This window comes from Proteiniclasticum ruminis DSM 24773 (assembly GCF_000701905.1).
GTDB lineage: Bacteria > Bacillota > Clostridia > Clostridiales > Clostridiaceae > Proteiniclasticum > Proteiniclasticum ruminis.
The window spans coordinates 123,044-146,263 of the sequence record NZ_JNKC01000004.1 but is presented as its reverse complement, the minus strand read 5'-3'; the positions used below and the strand labels follow the sequence as shown (position 1 = coordinate 146,263).

The window sequence follows — 23,220 nt, the reverse complement described above, 5'->3', positions numbered from 1 at the left end:
CAATAAATTATTGAACAGAATTTGAAAGAAACATGAACGAAAGGTATGTAAAGTATGCTTTTAGCAGAAAAAGACTGTTCCGTGGGGGAACAGTCTCAATAAGCTATATTGTTATTCTTCTTCGCCGATGACCTTGGGTTCAGCGCTGCCTTCTGCAGGCTCTTCTGCATCTTCATCCACTTCTGCCATCTGTGCGGAGAGAACGACGCCAAGCAGCACATCTTCTTCGGCTTCCACTTCAATTCCATCAGGAATCGTGAGAGCGCTCAGGTGCACTTTATCTTCAAAGTTCAGCTCTGAAACGTCAATTTCCAGCTTTTCAGGCAAATCTTCTGCAGGTCCCTTTAGAATCAGCTCCTGCACATTAGGCTGGAACAGCAGTCTTCTATGGGTCAGGCTTTCCTCACCCAGTATATGGAGAGGAACGGTCACTGAAATGATCTCTCTTAAAGAGATGGCTTGGAAATCAATGTGTTCCGGCAGGTAGGTGGCACCATTTCTTTGCACTTCTTTCACAATGGCTGTGACAGTTTTCTCCAGACCTTCCAGTTTTACAATGGATGACTTTGTATTTTCCTTCAATAGCTTGTTGGCTTCTGAAAGAGTCATCTCCAAAGGGATGGAGTCCTTGAACTCTCTACCATAGAGAACACCAGGAATAATCCCGTCTCTTCTGAGTTTTTTGGCTTTTACACCGCTTCGACTTGATACTTGATATACTGTATTACTCATAATAAATCACTCCTCATACAAACGTATATCCGACATCCGACAAGTATTATTATACATCACTCTGCGGTGAAAAAGGAGGAATAGTCAGATTATTTAAAGTATATTATCTAAGGGTTTATAGTTTGCTTAGAATGTTTAAAACAGGTTCATAAATTCGCGGACAACAGAGGGGTTCTTCTGGTTTTTCCAGGTAAAAATCCTGTAGAACCTTATAATTTTCAAGGATTATAGTATAATAAAGGCAAGAATATAAAAAAAGGTGGGAGTATCATGCTGAAAGTGGTAAAAAGAGACGGCAGAATTATTGATTTTGATCTGGAACGCATCAAAGTATCTGTGGCCAACAGCGCCAGAGATTCGGAAATCCAGGTGACAGAGAAGGAACTGGATCTCATCTCCCATCAAGTGGAGAAAACCATCCGTAAAGTCCGGGGGGAGGAAGGCATCACTTCCACCTATGAAATCCGAGGTGTGGTGGTCCGTGTTCTGAAGGAAATGGGCTACAGGAATATTGCCAAGGACTTCTACGAAGGAGAAAAAATCAGAAAGAAAGAAGACTCAAAATAACAAGAGTCAGTGACAGCGATAAGTAAAACAGAAACAGGAGGTGCGTCATGGAGCTTGTCATCGTTACAGGAATGTCCGGCGCTGGAAAATCAGTTGCGGTGAATGCTATGGAGGATCTGGGGTTTTTCTGTGTGGATAATCTTCCACCACAGTTCCTTTTGCAGTTTGCGCAGCTCAGTATCGGCACAAAAGGGAAAAATGACAGGATTGCCCTGGTGGTGGATGCCAGAAGCAAAAATGTCTTCACCAGTCTCAACGAGGAGATCAATCTTCTTGATGAAAATAAAATCCGGTATAAGCTCTTATTTTTGGACGCATCCGATGAGGTGCTCCTGAACCGGTACAAGGAAACCCGAAGGAAGCATCCACTGATGGACAGTGAGCTGACCTCGCTGGAAAAAGCCATAGATCTGGAGAGAACTTCCTTTGAAACCATCCGGAGCCGTGCAGACTATATTTTGGATACCACCTTCCTTTCCAGTCAGAAACTGAAGAAGGAAGTGAATAATCTCTTTTCTGTGGAAGGAAACCACAGGATGCAGATCAAGACGGTGTCCTTCGGATACAAATACGGAATTCCCAATGATGCGGATCTTGTATTTGATCTCCGGTACCTGCCAAATCCCTACTATGTTCCGGAGCTTCGGGAGAAGACTGGACTACAGGATGAGGTGTTTCATTATGTCATGCAAACAGAACAGGCAGAGAGTCTGTTTTTGAAACTCATTGATCTCATCGAGTACCTGATCCCTCTCTACACAGAAGAAGGGAAGAGCCAACTGGTCATTGCTTATGGATGCACCGGCGGCAAGCACCGCTCGGTATCCTTTGCCAGAAGGACTGCGGAGTATCTCAAAGAAAAAGCATTCCCGGCAGTGACCCAGCATCGTGATATTGAAAGGGTCTAAAAAGGGTTGAAAGGAAACATTGGCATGAAAAGAAAACAAAAGATTTTCCTCATGGTCTTTATCCTGTCCCTCGCTGTGCTCTTTACTGGATGTAAATCCAGCAGCAGAGAAGCATTCAACACGAAGATGAAAGAAGGGGAAGTGCTCCTTCAGGCGGAGAAGTATGAGGAAGCGGTAGCATATTTTGAGGCGCTTTATAACGAAAACAGTGACAGCATCACCCTTATGGAAAAGCTTGAGTATGCCATCGTTCTGGAGGCTTCCAGAACTGCGCTGAAAAAAGCGGAAGCTTATCTTGAGAAGGAAAACTATGCGGAAGTGCTGAAATCCCTGGAAGGGGTCCATCAGGAAGATGAAAAAGGTGTGCTCTTGAAAGAAGCCCTTCTGGAGGATATGAAAAAAGAGTTTCTCACCAAAGGGAAGACACTTCTGGAAAAAGAGGCCTTTGATGAGGCCTTGGCTCTTCTGAAAGAATATGAAAGGCTGAGAGGAGAAGATTCTGACATCATGGTCCTTCATGAAACCATTCTGGAAGAAAAGAACAAACCGGAAGAACCCAAGAAGCTGATTGTCCTCAACGCGGGGCACCAGAAGGTGCAGGATAAGAATCAGGAGCCTTTGGGTCCTGGCAGCAGTGAGACCAAGAACCGGGTAACCTCTGGAACCAGAGGGGTGGCCACAGGTATTTATGAGTATGAACTCAATCTCCTCATGGCAGAGAAATTAGAGAAAAGACTGCTGGAGGAGGGATTCCAGGTGAAAATGGTCCGGACATCCCATGAGGTTTATTTAAGCAATAAGGAACGGGCGGAAATGGCCAATGCCTGGGGAGCAGATCTCTATATCTCCATCCATGCCAATGGAAGTGAGAACAGCAAGAAAAGAGGAATTCTCACCATTTATCCATCCAAGGACAATCCTTATGTTTCTCATCTTAGTGACGAAAGCAGAAGGATTTCGGAGCTTCTCCATGATGCCATGGTGGAAAAGACAGGAGCGAGTCCTGTGGGAGCAGTACCCATGGACCATATGGTCAGTCTCAACTGGTCTGAAGTGCCTGCCACCATCATTGAAATGGGGTATATGTCCAACCGTGAAGAGGATGTGCTTCTTTCTGAGGAAGCGTATCAGGCAAAACTTGTGGAAGGTATGGTAGAAGGGATCAAAGCATATTTTTCCTTGGAATAGTCATTGTTAGGATTGTGAACAGTACCGGGCCTTATGCCGGAGGGTACTGTTTTTCTTTTTTTTGGGCCAAAAGGATGTATAATTTTAGGTGGATGTTTGTTTCAGATAATAAGTAGAAAGACTTGGTGAAGAATGAAAACTTGGGAAAACAAAAGATATCATAGCCTGAACGCTTTTTTAAGAGAGAAGTTTCAGGATAAAGTATATAAAATCAGCTTGGATGCAGGATTCTCCTGCCCAAACCGGGATGGAACCATCCACGGCACAGGATGCATTTTCTGCAGTGAACGTGGTTCCGGTGATTTTGCTGGAGACAGAAATTTCAGCATCACAAGGCAGTTTGAGGATATACGCTGTATGATGGAGAAAAAATGGCACAGTGGAAAGTATATCGCCTATTTTCAAGCCTATACCAATACTTACGCAGAGCCTGAAGTGCTTCGGGAGAAGTACCGGGAAGCCATCAGCAAGGAAGGTGTGGTGGCTCTTTCCATCGCCACAAGACCGGACTGTCTGGGGGCAGAAGTGCTGGATGTGCTGGAAGAGTTTCGGGATGAAGTCTATACCTTTGTGGAGCTGGGGCTTCAGACTGTATCCGATGAGACGGGCAGAAAGATCAACCGAGGATATGATCTGCCTGTGTTTGAGGAGGCACTGGAAAAGCTGAGAAGTATTGGCATAGATGTGGTGGTCCACGTGATTTTCGGCCTTCCTGGTGAGAGTCTGGAAGATATGAAAGAAACGGTGCGCTACCTGGCAGGAAAAGATATCCAAGGGGTGAAGTTCCATCTTCTTCATCTCATGAAGGACACCCCCATGGTGCACCTTTATGAACGGGGTAAGCTTACGTTTCTCACCATGGAAGAGTATGTATCCCTGGTGGCGGAGTCCATTGCCATGCTTCCGGAGTCTGTGGTGATCCACAGGACCACGGGAGATGCGCCCAGAGATCTTCTCATTGGACCTCTGTGGTCTCTGAAGAAATGGGAAGTGCTCAATGCCATTGACCAGTACTTTGTGGACCATGATCTCTATCAGGGGAAAAACTATAGCAGAAAAGAAACTAAAGAAGCAGAAATGCTTGGAACAGGAGAAAAAAATGAAAATTGATGTAATTCTGACGGGAAAAGAAGTCAGCCAAGAACAGGTGAAGGGAACTGCTGTGGTGGTGGTGGATGTGTTAAGAGCCACCTCAGTAATCATCACGGCTTTAAAAAATGGAGCAAAAAGTGTAGTCCCTGTCCTGTCTGTGGAGGAGGCTCTTCTGACTAAGAAAAAACTGGAACAGGTGGTTCTGGGCGGGGAAAGAAAGGCTCAGAAGATTGAAGGGTTTGATCTGTCTAACTCCCCTCTGGAATATACGCATACAGCCATCCACGATAAGAATGTGATTCTGACCACCACCAATGGGACCTTGGCCATCACCAGAAGCAGTGCGGCCAAAAGAGTGCTCATCGGAGCTCTTCTGAATGCGACAGCTGTGGCGAAGGAGGCTGTGGGGGAGGACACGGACATCATTGTGGTGAACTCCGGAACCAACGGACAGTTCAGTATGGACGATTTCATCACCACAGGAGCGCTGATCCATGAGATGCTGAAGGAAAAATCCTATGAACTGACAGATATTGCCAGGACCTCTCTTTTCATCTATGAAAGCCATCCAGACCTGATCAGTTATGTGAAAGAGGCAAAGCATTATAAAGTGCTTCAGGAGCTTCACCTGGAAGAGGACCTTGCGTACTGCTTCCAGAAGGACCTTCTGAAAGTGGTGCCTGAATATAAAAATGGCGTCATCCGTCTCAGCGAGAATGTTGTATAGTTCGGAATTGTTTGGAGGATTTTATGCTTTTTCAACGTTTCTATGAACCTCAAAACCTGCCGCTTACGAGCGGAAAATCCTATAGAAAAGCAGTACGTGCGGTGATTATGAAAAATGGCCAGATTCTCATGCTGAGAACCATAAATGGAGACTATAAGTTTCCAGGGGGCGGAGTAAAAAAAGACGAAGAAGATACAGAAGCGCTTAGAAGAGAAGTGATGGAAGAGACTGGATTCAGCCTCTCTCAAGTAGGAGCCTGTCTGGGGAGAGTTCTAGAGCGGAAGAAAGATGACTTTTTGGAAGATACAATCTTTGAGATGGAGTCTTTATATTTCCTCTGTAGTGTTTCTGGAGAGCAGGGCGACCAGGCGCTGGAAGGGTATGAACTCGATCTTCAGTTCACTCCCGTTTGGATATCCCTGGAGGAGGCCATTTCGGACAACGAAAAAGTACTTCAGAAAGGCGAAGACCGGCACTTCCGATGGATTGAGAGAGAGACAGATATTTTGAAGGAGCTGAGAAGTTTGAAAAACCCAGAAGATGTGGTCACAACGGTATATTTTGTCAGACATGCAGAGCCTGTGCATGGTCATAAAGAAGACCGGACAAGACCCCTGACCGTAGAAGGGCAGGAAGATTCTAAGAAAGTCACAGAATTTTTCAAAGAAAAAGACGTACACGCCTACTATTCCAGTCCGTATCTCCGGAGTAAAGATACCATCCGAGGCAGCGCAGAGGAAAAGGGAATGGATATAGAGGAGCACTTCGGACTGAGAGAGCGGGAAAACGGGAAAATTGAGAATACCAAAGAGATGATCAGGAAGCGTTGGGAGGATTTCCATTTTCATGAAGATGAGGGAGAGTCCCTTGCTATGGTTCAGAAAAGAAACCTTGAAGCTTTCACTGAAATTCTGGAAAAAGAATCGGGGAGAACCGTGGTTGTAGGCACCCATGGCACGGCGTTAAGTATGATTCTCCATCACTACAATCCAGGCTTCCAGGTGGAGGATTTCTTCAGAATCATTGATTTTATGCCTTATATTGTGAAGCTTACTTTTCAGGGAGACAAACTTATGGATCTCAGTGAAGAGTTTTACCTTCAAAAAATATATAAACGGTTCTAAAAAAAGGATACCTGATTTTTTCAGGTATCCTACATTTTTACATAAAAATCGGTTCAAGACTCTCCAGGGGCAGCCAGCCTGTATTGCCGCTTCTTTCATGAATGCAGTAAGCCCAGCTGTTGACGAACTTCACAAGCTCCACCACATCCCCAACGGTGACGGCAAGCTCCTTGGAACAGTAATCTTCCAGCAGTATGGACTCATCTCCAATGTCTTTCAGATACGCTCTTGGAATCCATCCTTCAGCGAGTGTATCATGGGAAAGGCAGTAGACCCAGTTTTTCCAAACAGGATTTCCGATGTATTCTTCCAGGCGGAGTACCCGGTCATCTTTCTTTAGTTCAATCAGGTTGGCTTCATTGACAATATGATTTTTGACCACAAGGTGTCTCATGAATCAGATCCCAAGAGAGAGGACAATGTCTGAGATGACAAGTTCCATCTCTTCCTGTGAGATTTTATCGCTGATCTCAAAATATGGAGTCAGCATGCAGTTTCTGTCAAAAAGCCGGAAAAGCTCAATCATCACGGGGGAAGTCTCCGGCTCCACCCGCTGGGTATCATCTCCTTGATAGGAAAGCACACCAAGAAAGATGCTTCCATTTTTTACTCTCTCCATAACCTCATTGACAAGCGGTGTAAGACTTCGCTTGATGTATTTCCCGTAGTCTTCTTCCACACCTGTATTCCGCTGAATCTGATCCTTCTGGAACAGCGCATACTGCTTTTCCACATTGGGCACAGCCACAAGATTCACCGATAAATCCATCAGATCTTTTACCACAGGCAAGGGGCCCATACCAAATCTTTTTTCGGCAGGGAGCATGCCCTGGTCCAGAATACTGTGTGTAATGACGAGAATTTTATCTTCCATTAGAAACACCTCCACAGTTTGGAAAACTTAAATTAATTATGACACTATTCTGAAAAAAACTCAATGAAGCCTCTGAAACAATCCTATGAATTCTTTGCACAGGTAGTCGTAAGGAGCAGAAAAAGATATAATGAAGAAAAACAGGAAATCAGGTGAAAATAGATGGATGATCAGAAACAGGAACAAATCATGGACAACATCACCAAGGTCTGCATCTGCAGAGCCATTCCCAGAAGAAAAATCAAAGATGCCATAAGGCAAGGGGCAGATACGGTGATGAAAGTCAGTGAAGCCACAGGAGCTATGACGGGAGAATGCAGAGGAAGACGATGCGGCCTGAAAATCAAAGGGCTCATTGATGGATATAAGGAAGGAGACTGGGAGTAATGAAGAGAATCCGCAGAAAAAGTCTTTCCTTCTTGCTGGTACTTCTGCTGGCAGCCCTTTTTGCAGGATGCAGCATCCTCGATGCTGTGGTGGAGGAAGCGGTAAACACACCGGGGGTATCTGAAGAAAACCCGGGTGAATCCCCTGGGGTGGAGTCTCCGGAAAAAGAAGAGGACCCAGAAACAGGTGTGCCGGAGATTACAGAAGAGGGGCATTATACCAGCAAAGAAGAGGTGGCCCTATACCTTCATACCTTCGGGAAGCTTCCAGGAAATTACCTGACAAAAAGGGAAGCGGAAGATCTTGGCTGGGCAGCCAGCGAAGGGAATCTCTGGGAAGTGACAGAAAAAATGAGCATCGGTGGAGACCGGTTCGGGAACCGGGAAGGGCTTCTCCCCAGTGCCAGCGGCAGAAAGTGGTATGAGTGTGACATCGACTATGCTGGCGGATACCGGAATGAGAAGAGGATTGTTTATTCCAGCGATGGACTCATTTATTATACGGGAGACCACTATGAGTCCTTTACACAGCTCTATGATAAGGAAGGGGCAGTGCCATGAAAAAAGTGCATTTGAATGGAAAACGGATGATCACAAAGGAAGTAACCCATGCGTATCTCAAACGGAAGTTTGACTTTCCAGACTACTATGGGAAGAATCTCGATGCGCTGTGGGATCTTCTGACTACCCTTGGAAAGGACACAGAGATCATCATCCTCCACAAAGACTGTATTCTCGAAAGTCTGGGATCTTACGGAGAAGCGCTTCTGGCTCTTTTTCTGGAGCTTCCCGAAGAGACAGATCGGATCAAGGTAGAAATCAGATAGGTAAGGCACCGCCGGAGAGAAAATCCTCCCTGGCGGTTTTCTTTTTGCTTTTTCACAAGAATCTTCTCTCCCTTTTCACAACTATCCGTTATAATGAATAGAAGAAGACAGATTCCTCATAATGAAGGAATCATGATAAGTCAAAGGAGAAACACATGAATTTTAGATATAAGACCATCAAAGAACTTTTGGACACTTGCGAGGTGGAAGATCTCAGCATTGCACTGGACCATTTTGATGAGGACTTCAGTGAGGAAGATCCTATAGAGGTCCTTGTGGAGAAGCTTGAGAACGCTCAGAAATCCTACCCGGCAGAAGCATTCTACATGCTCTCCCAGGAAGACCTTGCCCTTTTAAACACAATAAAGAAAGCAAACGGCATGATCACCGTGGATATGAATGAAGAGAACCATGAACTCTTGGATGCAGTGGACAGACTCCTGGATCTTTGCATCGTGACTTCACAATTTGATGTGGAAAGCGAACTTGCGGACGTGTTTGTCAGTGAAGAGTTCCTTTCCGTATTCGAATCTCATCTGGAACCGGAAAGAAGAAGTTTTGCAGGATATCTGGATGAAGCGGCCCGTATGGTGGAAGGTGCACTGTATTATTATGGTGCTTTGCCTCTGGAGAAGCTTTTTGAGCTTGTTCATACCAATCATGGCAATATGGATTTCACGTTCTTCAATCGGGTACTGTCCTATAAGCTGACCCTGGATGGGCTGTACGAGTCTGTGGACATCGGTGAGACAGAATACATCCTGGCTGCGGATTATCAGGATTATTATGATCTAACTGAGATTTCAATGAAAGAGAAGCTTTTTGGTTATCGTCCTCTTACAAGAGAAGAACTCCTTCAGGCGGGACATCCGGACTTCATTGAAAACGAGGATGAGTATATGGATCTTTATCTGTCCATGGAGGAGGCCAAAGTGTCAGAAGAGCTCACAGAGGATCTGTTCTACCAAGTGCCGAAAGAAGTGGTTCTTCTGATGTTCCTGAACTTCACCATGGACCTTGCAAGAAAGCATCCTCATCCGGAGGTGATTGTGGAGGAGTTCTTCCAAGGCATCACTCTGACACAGAAAGAAAGCATCAAAGACATCCGAAAGAAATTCATGGATTATATGAATAAAGTAGCCCGATGGAGCTATTTAGGCTATTCCTACGATCATCATCCAAAGAAAAAGCTGGAGAACAAGAATGTGGTTTCCATGAAAGCTTATCTCGGACGCAAAAATCCATCCTAAGTCCAGGGGGATTGTGGGCTAAATAGTCAAATAAGTTGTTTGACAAGGTATAAGGCATATACTATAATTATGTGGTCAAACGCTGTGATCAGGAAGAGTATCTTCTTTATTACCGCTTGCAGAGAGAGGTTGGCTGGTGCAAAACCTTAAGCGGAGAGATGAGAAAATCACCTGGGAGCGGATCTTCTGAACCTTAAAGTAAGAAGATACGTGATTTCACGTTACGGAAATAGGATATATAAGAAGACGTGTTTCTTCCTGTATCTGAAAATTATATTTAGGTGGTATAGCGAGACCTCGCCCTATTTGGGCGGGTCTTTTTTATTTATTAGGGAGAAGAGGAGTTGTTGAGAGCATGTACAAAAAAGTAGAAGCGGGAAAATCTTTTGTTTCCATGGAAGATGAAATCCGTGAACTGTGGCATGAGAAAGACATCGTAGAAAAAAACTACAAACTGAATCAGGATGGGGAAGTATTCACATTCTTTGATGGCCCGCCAACGGCCAATGGCAAACCGCACGTAGGACACGTACTGACAAGAGTCATCAAGGATCTTATTCCAAGATACAAAGTGATGAAAGGGTATAAAGTTCTAAGAAAAGCCGGTTGGGACACCCATGGTCTTCCAGTGGAGCTGGAGATCGAAAAGAAACTGGGCATCAACGGAAAAGAAGGCATTGAAGAGTATGGGGTAGAAAACTTCATCAATGAATGTAAGGAAAGTGTATTCAAGTACACCAGCATGTGGAAAGAAATGTCTGAGAAGATCGGTTTCTGGGTAGACATGGAAGACCCTTACATCACCTATAAAAATGACTATATTGAATCTGAATGGTGGGCGCTGAAGACCATGTGGGAAAAGGATCTTCTCTATAAGGGCTTCAAGGTTATGCCCTACTGTCCAAGATGCGGAACAGGTCTTTCTTCCCATGAAGTTGCGCAGGGGTATAAGGATGTCAAAGACTCCACCGCCATTGCCAAGTTCAAGGTGAAGGGCACAGAGAATAAGTACATTCTCGCCTGGACCACAACCCCATGGACACTGCCATCCAATGCAGCACTGGCTGTAAATAAGAGCTTTACCTATGTGGAAGCGAAAGTGGGAGAGGAGATTCTCATCCTTGCCAAGGAGCTTTGCGGAAAGGTTCTGGACGGAAGAGAGTATGAAATCGTTCGTGAGTTCCTGGGCGAAGAGCTTGTAGGCACAGACTACGAGCAGCTGATGCCATTCCATACCCCTGAAAAGAGAGCGTTCTTCGTGATCCATGGAGACTTTGTTACTCTGTCTGACGGTACCGGTGTAGTGCATACTGCACCAGCTTATGGTGAAGATGACTATATGGTGGGTATGAAGAACAACATCCCATTCATCCATCTGGTCAATGAAGAAGGAAAGTTTGTGGATGAAGTGGAGCCTTTCAAGGGCATGGATGTCCGAAAGGCAGACAAGGCCATCCTGGACTGGCTGGAAAAAGAAAATAAACTGTTCCATACAGAGAAGTACACACACTCCTATCCACACTGCTGGAGATGTGACACACCACTTCTTTACTATCCAAAGGACAGCTGGTTTGTGAGAATGAGCTCCTTAAGAGACAAGCTTCTGGAAAACTCCAACAGCGTCAACTGGTATCCAGACAATGTCAGAACCGGAAGAATGGGTAAGTTCCTGGAAAACGTGATTGACTGGGGTATCTCCAGAGACAGATACTGGGGAACACCACTGCCCATCTGGGAGTGTGAATGCGGTCATAAAGAATGTATCGGTTCCATTGAAGAGCTGAAGAAAAAGGGCAAACATGTGCCTGAAAACATTGAGCTTCATAAGCCATACATCGATGAAGTGCACCTGACCTGCGAAAAGTGCGGCGGGGATATGAAGAGAACCCATGAGGTCATTGATGCCTGGTTTGACTCAGGCTCCATGCCTTTTGCCCAGTGGCACTATCCCTTTGAAAACAAAGAAATGTTTGACGAGAACTTCCCTGCGCAGTTCATCTCTGAAGCAGTGGATCAGACAAGAGGCTGGTTCTATACCCTTCTTGCAATCTCCACAGCCATCTTTGACAGAAGTCCTTTTGAAAATGTCATTGTTATGGGCCACGTTCTGGACAAGAAGGGCATCAAGATGTCCAAGCATAAGGGCAATGTTGTAGATCCGATGAAGGTCATCAACGAGCAGGGTGCAGATGCCACCAGATGGCATTTCTACACAGCATCCATGCCATGGCTGCCCACAAGATTCTCTGAAGATGATGTGGCGGAAAGCCAGAGAAAGTTCCTTCTGACCCTTTATAATGTTTATTCCTTCTATGTGCTGTATGCGGATCTTGATCAGTTCAACCCGCTGGAGCATAAGAACCATGTGTCAGACAATGTCATGGACAAATGGATTCTCTCCAAGCTGAACTCTCTCGTGAAGAAAGTGACTGAAGACCTGGATGGCTACAGGATCACCCAGGCGGCGCTGTCCATTGAAGAGTTCACAGACAGTCTGTCCAACTGGTACGTCAGAAGAAACAGAGCAAGATTCTGGTCTGATGAACTGTCAGAAGACAAGATCAGTGCATACACCACCCTGTACCATGTGCTGGTGACTCTAGTGAAGACGGCAGCGCCATTCATCCCATACCTAGCAGAAACCATGTACCAGAACCTGGTTGTGAATCTGGACCCAACGGCAGAAGAGTCCATCCACTTCAGCAGATTCCCTGAAGCAGACGAAAGTCTCATCAATGAGAATCTTGAGAAGGAAATGGGGCTTGCCTACAGTCTGGTGGCTTTAGGAAGAAGTGCAAGAAACACCTCCAACATGAAGAACCGTCAGCCTCTGTCCCAGATGCTGATTTCTGAAAAGGAGCTTCCAGAGTATTATGGAGACATCATCAAGGAAGAGCTGAACATCAAGGAAGTTGTACTAGGTGCAGATTTGTCCCAGTACGTGAATTTCGAGATCAAGCCAAACCTTCCTGTTTTAGGAAAGTCCTACGGCAAGATGATTCCAAAAATCAGAGCGGCCATCGGAGCGATGAACCAGATGGATCTGGCATCCAAGATCAATGGAGGTCAGGAAGTGCCAGTGGACATCGATGGGGAAGAAATCATCCTCAATGCAGAAAATCTTCTGGTGACCATGCAGGGTCTGCCTGGTTATGCCTTCGCAGGACAGGGAGAACTGGGTGTCATCTTAGACACCAATGTGACCCCAGAGCTGAAGGAAGAAGGAGATGTCCGGGAAATCATCTCGAAAGTGCAGAATCTCCGTAAGGAAACGGGCTTTGAAGTGGCTGATAAAATCAGACTTTATGTTTCCGGAAATGAAAGACTGGAAAGCATCATGAAGAAGTTTGAAGACCACTTGAAGAAGGAAACTCTGACAGAAGAGCTCCACTATGGTGAGGAACATGCTTATGAGGAGTTCAACATCAATGGAGAAGCACTTCAGATCGCAGTAGAAGTCGTGAAGTAACTTAGGGATTTTCATGAAAACCAGCTGTTTACAGGCAGCTGGTTTTTTGTACAGTGAAAATACAGTTTATTATGTAAATTATTTTCATGAAACCTTTACATAGTAGAGTGGAAGATGATATGATAGTATCATCAAATGTAAAACTGGTATCGGTTTACATTTTCATGAAAAATTCAAAATTATTTCATGAAATCTATATTACAATAGAATTGGAAAGGTTTACGAAACCGGTAAATTCGCAAAGTGAATCTGAAAGTGAAATGTAAATCAATGAAAATGAATAGATGAGGAGTGGGTAAAATGGCAGCTTCAATTAAGGATGTTGCAAGAGAAGCGGGCGTCTCCATCGCCACCGTATCTCGAGTGTTAAACAATGTGGATGTAGTCAATGAGGATACAAAGAAAAAGGTGCAGGACGCCATTAAAAAGCTGAGCTACAGACCGAATATCGTGGCAAGAAGCTTAAAGACACAAAAGACAAAGACCATCGGAATTCTCGTTCCGGATGTATCTAACCAGTTCTATCCGGAAGTCGTAAGAGGCGCAGAAGACGTTGCGAATATTTATGATTACAACATCATTCTTTGCAACTCGGATTCTGATCTTGAAAAAGAAAAAGAGTACATCCGTGTGCTGAAGGAAAAAATGGTAGACGGGATGCTTTATATGAGTTCTTCCCTGGAAGGGGAGATTCTGGATCTTATCGATGAACTGGAGCTGAAGACCGTTCTTGTGGAAACCAAGATTTCAGGTGGAAAGCTGCCAAGCGTCACCATCGACAACAAGAAGGCGGCCTATGATGCTACCAAGTATCTCATCGATAAAGGCAATAAGAAAGTTGCTTATATCGGACTCAAGAAAGACAGAAACAACGCAGTATCCAAGCGTTATAACGGATATGAGAAAGCGCTCAAGGACAGCGGCATGGAAGTGGACCCAGGCCTTGTGTACTTTGGGGATCTGAAACCTGCAGATGGATACAACGGAATCAATGTGATTTTGGAAAACCATGAAATTGATGCGGTGTTCTGCGCTTCTGACGAAGCGGCCATGGGAGCCATCAACGCATTAAGAGACAAGGGTTTAAGTTGTCCTGAAGATGTGGATGTCATGGGATTCAATGACGTAAACATGGCGGCTGTATTCTATCCAAAGCTTACCACCATTGCACAGCCAATGTATGATATGGGTTCTGTAGGTATGAGAATGCTCATCAAAGCTGTAAACAATAAGCCTCTGGAAGACAACCAGTATGTACTTCAGTACTACTTAGTGGAAAGAGACTCTGTAAAGAAGTAAGAAGGAGAGTGCCATGGCTTATAAATACAACATGGAGGAGCTCCATGCAATGACCATTGAGACTCTGGAGAGACGTGGTGTCACATTGGAGGATATCGCGGATATCGTCATGATTCTTCAGGAGAAATACTATGAAGGTCTCACCAAAGAAATGTGTGTGGAGAATCTCAAAGCGGTTCTTAGAAAACGTGAAATCATCCATGCAGTACTGACAGGCATCGCCATTGATGAGATTGCAGAGAAAAAGCTTCTGCCAGAACCTCTGCAGGAAATCGTGGAAAGTGACGAAGGCCTTTATGGTATAGATGAAATCTTGCCTCTTTCCATCGTCAATGTTTATGGAAGCATCGGACTGACGAACTTTGGCTATTTGGATAAAGAAAAAATCGGGATCATCAAAAAACTGGATGAGGAAAAACATGGTATCCATGTGAACACCTTCCTGGATGATATTGTTGCAGCTTTAGCTGCGGCAGCTGCCAGTAGACTCGCTCATTCAGACAGATCATAGAAGAAAAGGCTTAAGATGCACAGTGAGGACTGTGTGTCTTTTCCTTTTGTTTGGAAGCAGTACAGATTTTTCAAATCTGTATCTCTTTCTATAAAAAAATGACTGTACAGAACCGGATAAAAGTAATATCATAATGGTTATGCCTAATAAGGTACAATGATTTAATAAAAAAATAAAACTGTGAGACATATTTTAGCGTTGCAGTTTGCCGTAAGGCCGAGGAGGATTCAAATTATGGGAGATCGTGCAAAGCTGATGAGAGAGGAGAAAATCTTCAAGCTGTTCTTGAGGTTTTCAATTCCAGCTATTTTAGGGATGATTGTCCAGTCCCTGTACAACATTGTGGACAGAATTTTTATTGGTAATATTCCTTTGGTTGGTGGACTTGCCATCAGCGGTATTGGGGTAGTACTGCCCATCACCTTTATCATCATGGGATTTGGTATGCTCTTTGGAATAGGTTCCGGAGCGAATATTTCTATTAAGCTGGGACAGAACAAGAAAGACGACGCAGAGAGAATTTTCGGAGCAGGATTTTTTATGCTGGCGGCGGCTGGCGTTGCCATTACAGTTTTTGGCCTGATCTTTTTGGAGCAGATTGTCAATCTTTATGGTGCAGATGATACCATACGAGTATACGCCAAGGATTATCTAAGGATCATCTTATACGGAAACATCTTCAATACCATCGCCTTTGGACTCAACAACATCATCCGTGCAGAAGGAAATGCAAAGATTGCCATGTATACTATGCTGGTGGGTGCCATCACGAATACGGTACTGGACCCAATTCTCATTTACGGATTCAACATGGGTGTATCAGGTGCTGCTTGGGCCACCATCATTGCCCAGTTTGCGAGCTTTGTCTGGACCATGTCCTATTTTGTCACTGGGAAGAGCATGCTGAAACTGAAGAAAGAGTATATCCGCTATTCAAATTCGCTGGTACTGAAGATCATGTCCATCGGAGCTTCACCTTTTGCCATGCAGGTGGCAGGAAGCGTTGTGGGAATTCTCATGAATCAGAGTCTTTCCACTTATGGTGGTTCTCTGGCCATTGGTGCCTACGCAGCCATCAACTCTGTGGTGACCCTTTTCTTTATGCCAATCTTTGGTATGAATCAGGGTCTTCAGCCCATCATTGGTTTCAATTACGGGGCAAAGAATTTCAGAAGAGTCCGGGAAGCCCTGAATGTGGGACTGATTTCTGCAACAGCAGTTTGTGTCGTTGGATTTTTGTTTGTACAGATTATGCCTGAGGTATTCATCAACTTCATCTCCAAGGATCCTGAAATCAGGACCATGGGTGTGGAAGGCATTAAAAGATTCATGCTCATGATGCCAGTAATTGGAACACAGATCATCAGTGCGAACTTCTTCCAGGCCATTGGAAAGGCTCAGAAGTCCTTCATCCTGTCCATGTTAAGACAGGTGATTCTGCTCATTCCACTGATTCTCATTCTGCCGAATTTCTTTGGACTCATGGGGATTTGGACTGCAGTGCCTATTGCGGACTTCATTGCCACCGCAGTGACCGCAGTGGTTCTCATCGCCGAAATGAAGAATCTCCATCGGGATGAATTGCAGTACCGTGAGGAGAGAAAAGATCAGATTGAAGAAAATGTGGAGAAAAAGCTTGGAGCGAGCCTTTAAGAATCTCTCAAGAATAATTGCATAGAACATAAAAGGAACAGCATCGGATGAAGCTGTTCCTTTTTTCTATTTTAAGCCATCTAAGGTTCTGTATCCTGTATCTTTTCCTGAAGAAGCCTAAGAGCGCTGTTGAATTCCTCAGCAACTCGTCTGTCATGAACATAGGACACCAGATGTACTGCCAGATTGATGATAAAAATGGTGAGTGCAAGAGATAAAGCCATGGATGGAGATGTGAGGATTCCCAAAATATACAGGTTTGAGAGGATGAGGAACTCCAGGAGTAAAAAATGTATAAGCGACCTCAGAAGGATTTCTTTCATGCTCTGCTCCTTATTACTGTAGAAGACCAGCATGGGAAAGGAAGCAATAGCCCCGAAAATGAGAGGCGAAAGAAATGCTTCATACCCGAAGGTCATTTGGGGCTCGAAAATCAGTCCGACGATGGCCATGGCGAAGGTTATGAGAGTCACGGAGATGAAAAAACTCATCATGACCCGTTTTATGAGAAATGTTTTAAAATCCATTAGAATGCACCTCCAAGTACGGCCTTTTTTAGAGAGGGCACATATTGCCTGGAAACCATGATCTTTTCCCCGTTTTTCATATGCGCCGTGAAGCGGCCATTGAGGGCAGGACTGATGCTTTGAAGCTTCAGGAGATTGATGACAAAGGACTTTCCACACCGGATGAAATGGTGTTCTTTGTAGAGGTCTTCTACCTGATAGAGCCGCATCTTCATCTCATAGCTGTGGTTTTTGGTATAGGCGAAAATCCGTTCATCTACAGCTTCAAAATAATAGACAGCAGAGAGAGGAAAGGTGAATATCCTTTCCTCAAGAATCCCTGTGAGTGTGGTGCCCTTTGAGAGGGCAAAGGATTTGATCTCTTCCACCTCTTTTGTGACTTCCACACATTCAATGATAAGCTGTTCCTGATCTTTCTCGTTAATTTTCCGCACTTGTACTTTCATCTAAATATTCCTTTTCAATCTGAGGCGTACCCTCATTTTTCAGATAGCTGTTGAAAAATCCCAGCACAATTTCATTCATGGTGACGATGGCAGACCTTGCATCTGCGGGGCCAATCCCCAGTTTTGCAGCAAGAATGGGGGAGAATAAGGGGAGGTCTGTGAAGTTCAGATGTCCTGTTCCTTTGAAGACCGTCTCCCGAGCATCCAAGGCATGGGCAGAAGCATAAAAGTTATCATATTCATCTCCTTGGGTTTCCATGGCACCTTCGTAGTGATCTTCTGCGTATATATTCAGAAGGGGTACTGGATAGGGGGTATCATTAAGAACCACATGTCCATCTATAAAGTCCACTTCTTCGCCCAGCATGGTGCCGTCCAGAACAATCACCGCATCCACATCATTTCGTTCTCTTGCTGTCTCTGCGGAGGATGCTCCTCCCAGGGAATGACCAAAGAGCCCGATGGCATTACCATCTAGAAGTGAGAAGGGAATAGATGGAGAGCTGCTTCTGGATTCACTGAGGATGGTATCCAGAAGAAAATGGGTATCTTCTGTTCGGAGTTTCATCCATTCCTTAGTGATGTGGAAGACTTCCTCTTCCCGGCTTGTGTCTTTCAGTCCGTTGATCTCCACGGCTTTTTGGAGGAAATCCTGATCAGCCAGTGTGAGGGTTCTTTTTGTATCCATTGTGAAGAAGGCGTGGGAAGTGTGGCTGATGCTTCCAACGATATATCCGTGGGAAGCCAGTTCCTGGAAGGTGAAGAAGTTGCTGCTGCTGAATCCGAAAGCACCATGAGAAAACAGAATGAGAGGGAACTTCCCGTTCTCCGTTTTAGGGTAGTAAAAATCCACGGTGACCTTTCGGGGAGCGTTCTCATCACTGAAAGGATCCATACGGCTCTGATCTGTATACGTTAATTTTTTAGTCTCTACTTGGTAGGATCCGCTTGCCTGGATGGGTTCAAAAGGCGGGAACAGAAGAAGCGGAACCAGTGAAAGGAGAAGTGTGAGGACCGCAGTGGTGTAGCGAATTCCAGCTTTTACTTTCTTAAAGGGGCGTTTCTTCTTTTTCAGCAGAAGGACTCCATTTGCGAGGAGTCTTCCTGTGAGCCACAGCATCAGCGGGATAAACCGGAAGCTGTAAGGGAGAATCTTTGCTCCAAAAAGAAGGACCAGAATCAATGTGAAAGCAGAGTAGGCAATACACTTTTCCTGAAGCAGTCTGTCCTGCTGTTTCAGGCTGAAATAAAAGAGTGCAGTTTCCAAAAGAAGCAACAGAATCAATACCACATAAAACATAATCGATACCTCCAAGTTTTTCTATGTGCTCAGTATATTCCTGAAAGAGATTGAGCTTCAAGGAAACTTGGATGAGTTACCATATGTGGGGATAAGTTGCAGGCTGTGTTAAATAATAACAAAGTTATATCCCGTTCTATCTTTATACTGACCAGTTGCATGGGATTTGTCAACAAAAAAAGTCATCCTCTCCACTAATGGGAAGAAAGGATGACTTTCATGATGGTCTTAATTTCTAGAAGAGCCTATCAGCCTTCAAACTGTGAATTATAGAGCTTCTCATAGAAGCCTTTCTTCGCAAGAAGCTCTTCATGGGTTCCGGTTTCCACGATATCCCCTTCGTTCATGACGAGGATCACATCTGCGTTTCGGATGGTGGATAGTCTGTGGGCGATGATGAAGCTGGTTCTGCCCTTCATGAGCTTTTCCATGCTTTCCTGAATGAGTACTTCTGTTCTGGTATCCACAGAGCTTGTGGCTTCATCGAGAATCAGAATGGCAGGGTCTTTCAGGAAGACTCTGGCAATGGTCAGAAGCTGTTTCTGGCCTTGGCTGATGTTGGTGGCTTCTTCATTGATTTCCATATCATAGCCCTTAGGCAGTGTTTTTACAAAGTGATGTACATAGGAAGCTTTAGAGGCTTTCACCACTTCTTCGTCCGATGCATCCAGTTTTCCGTAGCGGAGATTTTCCATGATGCTGCCGGAGAAAAGCCAAGTATCCTGAAGCACCATACCGATGGAGTCTCTGAGATCCCTTCTTTTTAGGTTTTTGATGTCTGTGCCGTCCACTTCGATGGAACCGCTGTTCAGTTCATAGTATCTCATGAGAAGCTTCACGAGGGTTGTCTTACCTGCACCCGTTGGGCCGACGATGGCGACTCTTTGGCCAGGCTCCACATGAAGACTGAAGTTCTTGATGATGAGTTCATTCTCTTTATAGCCGAATTGCACATTGTGGAAGTTGACTTCACCTCTAACATCCTCCTGACGGAGTGATAAAGTGCCGTCTTCTGTAATTTCCTCTTCTTCCAGGAAGGCGAAGATTCTTTCTGATGCTGCCACAGTGGACTGCAGAACGTTTGAAATCTGAGCCACTTGAGCTATGGGCTGAGTGAAACGTCGGATGTACTGGATAAAGGCTAAGATGTCTCCGACGGAAATGGCTTTGATGATGGCCAGGTACCCACCTAAGATGGAAACAAACACATATCCGAGGTTACCTACAAACATCATGACCGGCTGAGTGAGTCCAGAGAAGAACTGGGATTTCCAGGCGGAATCCTTCAGGTCCTCGTTGATTTCCGTAAACTCTGATACCGCTTTTTCTTCCCGGTTGAAGGCTTTCAGGATGATGTGTCCGCCAAAGGCTTCCTCCACATATCCGTTGGCTTTACCAAGAAGCTCCTGCTGCTGTTTGAAAAAGCGCTGGCTTCTCTTGATGATGGTGACCATGAGTCCCATGCTGATGGGGAGAATGAGCAGTGCGATGAGGGTCATTGGTACTGAGATGGAAATCATCATGACCAGAATACCCAAGATGGTGGTGACGGAGGTGATGATCTGGGACAGAGACTGATTCAGGCTCTGAGACACCGTATCCACATCGTTGGTCATGCGGGAGAGGACATCTCCATGGCTGTTCTTGTCAAAATAACTAAGAGGCAGCCGGTTGATTTTTTCTTCGATGGATTTTCTTAAGTTATAGGAGACCTTCTGCGCAACGCCAGCCACAATATAGCTCTGGATAAAGCCCAGTATGCTGGATATGACATAGACGCCCAAAAGCAGCAGCAGTGTTCTTTGGATGCCTTCAAAATCAATACCGGGACCTCCGGTGATCTTGCTTAAAAGCCCTTCAAAGATCTTAGTGGTGACATTTCCAAGAATTTTAGGTCCGGTGATGCCAAAAATGGTGCTGCCGATGGCAAACCATACCACTAAAACAAGAGGCAGGAAGTAGGGCTTTAGAAAGTCTTTCAGTTTTCCGAAGGTCTTCTTGAAGTCCTTTGGTTTGTCTCCCATAGCCATACCATGGCCCATGCCAGGACCACCAGGTCCCCGGGGAGCTTTCATTTGTGTATTTCTTTTTTCATCTTGCATTATGCCAGCTCCTCCTTTGTCATCTGTGAGGAAGCAATTTCCTGATAGACACTGCAGCTTCTCATGAGCTCCTCATGAGTGCCTTGTCCGGCAATTTTTCCTTCGTTCAGTACAATGATTTTTTCTGCGGTTTTGATGGTGCTGATTCTCTGAGCAACGATGAGCACCGTATTGTTCACTTCTTTTTTCAGCTGAGCTCTTAGGGCTGAATCGGTTTTGTAGTCCAGTGCGGAGAAACTGTCATCAAAGATGATGGCTTCTGCATCCGTTGCCAGAGCTCGAGCAATGGAAAGTCTTTGTCTTTGTCCACCGGAGACATTAGCGCCTCCTTGGGCGATACCAAACTGATAGCCGTCTTCTTTGTCCAGGATGAAGTCTTCCGCCTGGGCAATTCTTGCCGCCTTTTTCATGGCTTCATCAGAGAGAGTGGCATCACTGTATTTGATATTGGATTCCGCAGTACCTGAGAAGAGAATTCCCTTTTGTGGCACATAGGCGATCCTTGCTCTCAAATCCTTCAGCATCAGATTCTTGATATTGACACCATTTAAGAGGATTTCTCCTTCTGTGGTATCGTAGAATCTTGGAATGAGGTTCACGAGAGTGGATTTTCCTGAACCGGTGGAACCGATAAAGGCGGTGGTCTCACCTGGTTTCGCAGTGAATGTGATATTTTCCAGCACATAATCTTCTGCTCCTGGATACTTGAAGGAGACATTTTTGAATTCGATCTCTCCCTTCATGCCTTTCTCCATGGCGATGGGCTGGATTGGGTCTGTGATGCTGAGATCCTTATCAAGAACCTCCCCAATTCTGTTCATAGAAACGGAAGCTCTAGGCAGGATGATGGAGACCATGGACAGCATAAGGAAGGACATCATAATCTGCATGGTGTACTGAATGTACGCCATCATATCCCCTACCTGCATATTTCCCATGTCCACTTCGTAAGAGCCTACCCAGACAATGAGGATACCCAGTGCATTCATGATGAGCATCATGAGCGGCTGCATCAGGGACATCATTCTGGAGATGAAGAGATTTGTTTTTGTGAGGTTCTGATTGGCATCCTCAAATTTTTTCTCTTCATGACGTTCTGTGTTAAAAGCACGGATGACCATGAGGCCTACCAGTGAATCTCTGACCACCATGTTCACTTTATCCACCAGTTTCTGGAGAGATTTGAACTTTGGCAGGGCCACGGTAAACATGGTGACCACTAAGATCAGGATGCCAAGAACGCCAACAGCGATGACCCAGGCCATGGACTGATTTGTTCTCAGAGCTTTGATGATACCGCCGATACCAAGGATCGGAGCAAAGAACACCATTCTCAAAAGCATTACGGTGAATATCTGAACCTGCTGGATATCGTTGGTGCTTCTTGTGATGAGAGAGGCTGTGGAAAATTCGTTATACTCCTCATTGCTGAAGGAAGCTACTTTCTTAAAAAGAGACAGTCTCAGATCTCTGCTGAGATATGCAGATACCTTACTGGAAATATAAGCCACCAGAACAGCGACCACCATGGCCAGAAGGGCAAGGCCCACCATCTGGAGTCCAGCGGTGACTACATAGTTTGTCTGGATTTTACCAATATCTCTCCCTAGGGTTTCATATTCTCCTTTGACAAACTGTGTTGCAGTCTGGTCCTGGATGCTTTTTGGCAGAGCATCCAGGGTTTTTGTGACGCTTTCGAGGATCTTAGCCCTTTGGGCTTCTGGCATCCCCTTTAACGCTTCCAGTGGTGTCATGCCTTCTGGCAGGTTTGCAAAGGCATCTCCGGCAATAGGATTGCTTTCGCCCGATTCTCCCTGAAGGCCCGAGGCCATGACCAGGTAAGGGGTCAGGTAGGACATGTCTTCTTCAGAGCGTTCTCCTTCTACAAGGACGTAGTCAGAGCCGGCGCTGAGCTTTGGATAAAGCGTCTCTAAAGAAGCATCTTCACCATTATAGACAGTATAGTCTTCCTCGAAAGAGGCCAGATCTTCAGGAGACATGAGCAGCGTAAGAATCTCTCTTTGCTCTCCGGATAAGACTTCAGGATATGTTTTTTCAATCCCTCCCTGCTGGATTCCCACGTTGACGATTCTGGACATATAGTCTGGAAGCGAGAGCTCTAGGGAAGCCTGAGCAAAGAGGAGTGCGATGATAATCAGTATGTGCACGCTGTATTTTTTTAAGAACTGCATGAGTTTCAGCATGAATCGGGTCACTCCTTTGGCTTTCGTTTTTTAC

The 23,220-nt window shown here is 45.1% G+C and carries 22 protein-coding genes and 1 other annotated feature; of the genes, 14 read left to right on the top strand and 8 right to left on the bottom strand.

Features of this window, described 5'->3' with window-relative positions:
* Nucleotides 1–111: 111 nt before the first annotated feature.
* Nucleotides 112–732 (bottom strand): 50S ribosomal protein L25, encoded by a 621-nt coding sequence (locus T487_RS0105560; protein WP_031575082.1) that lies wholly within the window; start codon nucleotides 730–732, stop codon nucleotides 112–114.
* 270 nt (nucleotides 733–1,002) lie between these two features.
* Between T487_RS0105560 and T487_RS0105555 the strand changes: the two genes are divergently transcribed.
* From T487_RS0105555 to T487_RS16195, 6 genes are all read left to right on the top strand, one after another.
* On the top strand, nucleotides 1,003–1,299 hold the full coding sequence (locus T487_RS0105555; protein ID WP_051651540.1) for an ATP cone domain-containing protein: 297 nt from the start codon (nucleotides 1,003–1,005) through the stop codon (nucleotides 1,297–1,299).
* A gap of 47 nt (nucleotides 1,300–1,346) precedes the next feature.
* Nucleotides 1,347–2,207, top strand: coding sequence for an RNase adapter RapZ (gene rapZ, locus T487_RS0105550; RefSeq protein ID WP_031575078.1), 861 nt, complete (start codon nucleotides 1,347–1,349; stop codon nucleotides 2,205–2,207).
* A gap of 24 nt (nucleotides 2,208–2,231) precedes the next feature.
* Nucleotides 2,232–3,395, top strand: coding sequence for an N-acetylmuramoyl-L-alanine amidase (locus T487_RS15810; RefSeq protein WP_051651539.1), 1,164 nt, complete (start codon nucleotides 2,232–2,234; stop codon nucleotides 3,393–3,395).
* Between the two features lie 132 nt (nucleotides 3,396–3,527).
* On the top strand, nucleotides 3,528–4,505 hold the full coding sequence (gene mnmL, locus T487_RS0105540; protein ID WP_051651538.1) for a tRNA modification radical SAM protein MnmL/YtqA: 978 nt from the start codon (nucleotides 3,528–3,530) through the stop codon (nucleotides 4,503–4,505).
* On the top strand, nucleotides 4,495–5,214 hold the full coding sequence (locus T487_RS0105535) for a 2-phosphosulfolactate phosphatase (protein ID WP_031575071.1): 720 nt from the start codon (nucleotides 4,495–4,497) through the stop codon (nucleotides 5,212–5,214). Before mnmL ends, T487_RS0105535 begins: the two co-directional genes overlap by 11 nt.
* Nucleotides 5,215–5,237: 23 nt before the next feature.
* Complete coding sequence (locus tag T487_RS16195; RefSeq protein WP_081827557.1) at nucleotides 5,238–6,338, top strand: histidine phosphatase family protein; 1,101 nt, start codon at nucleotides 5,238–5,240, stop codon at nucleotides 6,336–6,338.
* Between the two features lie 37 nt (nucleotides 6,339–6,375).
* Here the strand turns inward: T487_RS16195 and T487_RS0105520 are convergent, their stop codons facing one another.
* On the bottom strand, nucleotides 6,376–6,720 hold the full coding sequence (locus tag T487_RS0105520; RefSeq protein ID WP_143004611.1) for an SH3 domain-containing protein: 345 nt from the start codon (nucleotides 6,718–6,720) through the stop codon (nucleotides 6,376–6,378).
* A gap of 15 nt (nucleotides 6,721–6,735) precedes the next feature.
* Nucleotides 6,736–7,212 (bottom strand): hypothetical protein, encoded by a 477-nt coding sequence (locus T487_RS0105515; protein ID WP_031575064.1) that lies wholly within the window; start codon nucleotides 7,210–7,212, stop codon nucleotides 6,736–6,738.
* A 162-nt stretch (nucleotides 7,213–7,374) separates the two neighbouring features.
* On the opposite strand from T487_RS0105515, the gene T487_RS0105510 reads away from it, so the two are divergent.
* The 8 genes from T487_RS0105510 to T487_RS0105475 all read left to right on the top strand — a co-directional run bounded on the left by T487_RS0105510 (nucleotide 7,375) and on the right by T487_RS0105475 (nucleotide 16,607).
* On the top strand, nucleotides 7,375–7,599 hold the full coding sequence (locus tag T487_RS0105510) for a (2Fe-2S)-binding protein (protein ID WP_031575059.1): 225 nt from the start codon (nucleotides 7,375–7,377) through the stop codon (nucleotides 7,597–7,599).
* Complete coding sequence (locus T487_RS15375) at nucleotides 7,599–8,159, top strand: ribonuclease domain-containing protein (protein WP_036909229.1); 561 nt, start codon at nucleotides 7,599–7,601, stop codon at nucleotides 8,157–8,159. The genes T487_RS0105510 and T487_RS15375 overlap by 1 nt, the downstream gene beginning before the upstream one ends.
* Complete coding sequence (locus T487_RS0105500; protein ID WP_031575054.1) at nucleotides 8,156–8,425, top strand: barstar family protein; 270 nt, start codon at nucleotides 8,156–8,158, stop codon at nucleotides 8,423–8,425. The genes T487_RS15375 and T487_RS0105500 overlap by 4 nt, the downstream gene beginning before the upstream one ends.
* 155 nt (nucleotides 8,426–8,580) lie before the next feature.
* Nucleotides 8,581–9,675 carry a hypothetical protein gene (locus T487_RS0105495; RefSeq protein WP_031575052.1) on the top strand — a complete coding sequence of 365 codons (1,095 nt, stop codon included), beginning with the start codon at nucleotides 8,581–8,583 and terminating at the stop codon, nucleotides 9,673–9,675.
* Between the two features lie 75 nt (nucleotides 9,676–9,750).
* Nucleotides 9,751–9,983: a binding site (T-box leader), on the top strand.
* A 47-nt stretch (nucleotides 9,984–10,030) separates the two neighbouring features.
* The gene (gene ileS, locus T487_RS0105490; protein ID WP_031575049.1) at nucleotides 10,031–13,144 is read left to right on the top strand and encodes an isoleucine--tRNA ligase; all 3,114 of its coding nucleotides are present in this window, start codon (nucleotides 10,031–10,033) and stop codon (nucleotides 13,142–13,144) included.
* Between the two features lie 300 nt (nucleotides 13,145–13,444).
* Nucleotides 13,445–14,443 (top strand): LacI family DNA-binding transcriptional regulator, encoded by a 999-nt coding sequence (locus tag T487_RS0105485; RefSeq protein WP_031575047.1) that lies wholly within the window; start codon nucleotides 13,445–13,447, stop codon nucleotides 14,441–14,443.
* 13 nt (nucleotides 14,444–14,456) lie between these two features.
* Nucleotides 14,457–14,954, top strand: a complete 498-nt coding sequence (locus tag T487_RS0105480) for a phosphatidylglycerophosphatase A family protein (protein WP_036909228.1) — start codon at nucleotides 14,457–14,459, stop codon at nucleotides 14,952–14,954.
* Between the two features lie 234 nt (nucleotides 14,955–15,188).
* Nucleotides 15,189–16,607 (top strand): MATE family efflux transporter, encoded by a 1,419-nt coding sequence (locus T487_RS0105475; protein WP_031575043.1) that lies wholly within the window; start codon nucleotides 15,189–15,191, stop codon nucleotides 16,605–16,607.
* Between the two features lie 80 nt (nucleotides 16,608–16,687).
* Here the strand turns inward: T487_RS0105475 and T487_RS0105470 are convergent, their stop codons facing one another.
* The 5 genes from T487_RS0105470 to T487_RS0105450 all read right to left on the bottom strand — a co-directional run bounded on the left by T487_RS0105470 (nucleotide 16,688) and on the right by T487_RS0105450 (nucleotide 23,186).
* The gene (locus T487_RS0105470) at nucleotides 16,688–17,134 is read right to left on the bottom strand and encodes a DUF3021 family protein (protein WP_031575041.1); all 447 of its coding nucleotides are present in this window, start codon (nucleotides 17,132–17,134) and stop codon (nucleotides 16,688–16,690) included.
* On the bottom strand, nucleotides 17,134–17,580 hold the full coding sequence (locus T487_RS0105465; protein ID WP_031575039.1) for a LytTR family DNA-binding domain-containing protein: 447 nt from the start codon (nucleotides 17,578–17,580) through the stop codon (nucleotides 17,134–17,136). Before T487_RS0105465 ends, T487_RS0105470 begins: the two co-directional genes overlap by 1 nt.
* Nucleotides 17,555–18,880 carry an alpha/beta hydrolase family protein gene (locus tag T487_RS0105460; protein ID WP_051651537.1) on the bottom strand — a complete coding sequence of 442 codons (1,326 nt, stop codon included), beginning with the start codon at nucleotides 18,878–18,880 and terminating at the stop codon, nucleotides 17,555–17,557. The genes T487_RS0105465 and T487_RS0105460 overlap by 26 nt, the downstream gene beginning before the upstream one ends.
* 248 nt (nucleotides 18,881–19,128) lie before the next feature.
* The gene (locus T487_RS0105455; RefSeq protein ID WP_031575033.1) at nucleotides 19,129–20,982 is read right to left on the bottom strand and encodes an ABC transporter ATP-binding protein; all 1,854 of its coding nucleotides are present in this window, start codon (nucleotides 20,980–20,982) and stop codon (nucleotides 19,129–19,131) included.
* Nucleotides 20,982–23,186 carry an ABC transporter ATP-binding protein gene (locus T487_RS0105450; RefSeq protein WP_031575030.1) on the bottom strand — a complete coding sequence of 735 codons (2,205 nt, stop codon included), beginning with the start codon at nucleotides 23,184–23,186 and terminating at the stop codon, nucleotides 20,982–20,984. Before T487_RS0105450 ends, T487_RS0105455 begins: the two co-directional genes overlap by 1 nt.
* Between the last annotated feature and the right edge of the window lie 34 nt (nucleotides 23,187–23,220).